The organism is Micromonospora globispora, assembly GCF_003857015.1.
Taxonomy (GTDB): Bacteria; Actinomycetota; Actinomycetes; order Mycobacteriales; family Micromonosporaceae; genus Micromonospora; species Micromonospora globispora.
Genome location: NZ_QGGF01000736.1, coordinates 1 through 1,093, shown reverse-complemented (window position 1 = coordinate 1,093; position 1,093 = coordinate 1). Strand labels below are relative to the sequence as shown.

Annotated in this window: 2 protein-coding genes; both read left to right on the top strand. The window is 75.8% G+C overall.

The window, feature by feature from the left end; translation table 11 throughout:
• Positions 1-546, top strand: a 546-nt coding sequence (locus DKL51_RS33020) for a sugar phosphate isomerase/epimerase family protein (RefSeq protein WP_148097929.1), incomplete at its 5' end; no start/stop codon positions are given.
• A partial coding sequence (locus tag DKL51_RS33015; protein ID WP_148097928.1) for a Gfo/Idh/MocA family protein occupies positions 543-1,093 on the top strand: 551 nt, incomplete at its 3' end. The genes DKL51_RS33020 and DKL51_RS33015, both read left to right, overlap by 4 nt.

Below are 1,093 nucleotides of genomic sequence, written 5' to 3'. Positions count from 1 at the left end.
GCCCACCCGGGCACCCCACCGCACCTGACCGCCGCGCTGCCGGCCAGCGGCTGGCCCGGCTTCGCGGCGCGGGTGCAGCAGGCCGTCGACCGGTGCCGGGACCGCGGCCTGGAACCGGTGTTCCACTACCACCTCGGCACCGACGTGGAGACCGAGGCGGAGGCGGACCGGCTGCTGGAACTCACCGACGTCGCGGTCTGCCTGGACACCGGGCACCTGCGCCTGGCCGGCGGCGACCCGGTCGCGGCGGTCCACCGGTGGGCCGGACGAATCGGGCAGGTGCACCTCAAGGACGCCGACCTGGCCGTGCACCAGCGGATACGCGAGGCCGGCGGCGGCCTCACCGAGGTGGTCGCCGCCGGCGGCTTCTGCGCCCTGGGCACTGGGGACGTCGATTTCGCCGGGGTGCTGCGCGGCCTCGACGAGATCGGCTACACCGGCTGGCTGGTGATCGAGCAGGACGCCCCGGCCGAGGGGCGGGACCGGGACCGGATCCGCGCGGACCAGCGCGACAACCGGCGGTGGCTGGAGGAGGCGCTGCGATGACCGAGGCGGGCAAGCGGATCCGGATCGCCGTTGCCGGGCTGGGCGTGATCGCCCGTACCGTGCACCTGCCGCTGCTGCAACGACGGTCCGATCTGTTCGACATCGTCGCGCTCAGCGACCTGTCCCCGTCTCGGCTGAGCGAACTGGGCGCCCGGTACGGCGTCGAGCCGGCCCGCCGGTACGCGGACGCCGACGAGATGCTGGCGGCCGGTGGATGTGACGCGGTGCTGCTGGCGACCTCCGGCTCGCACGGCGGGCTCGCCGCCGAGGCGCTGCGCCAGGGCCTGCCGGTGCTCTGCGAGAAGCCGCTGGCCTACACCGGCGCCGAGGCGGACCAGTTGACCGCGGCGTCGGCCAGCGGGGCGGCGGCGCTCATGGTGGGCTACATGAAGCAGTACGACCCGGCGGTGGCCGAGGCCGCCCGCCTGCTCGACGGGATCGGCGGGGCGGCGGCGGTGCACGCGGTCGAGGTGACCGTGCTGCACGCCGCCGGGGAGCAGCAGCTCGCCTTCGCCAACCTGCCACCGGCGCCGCGCGACGTGCCGGC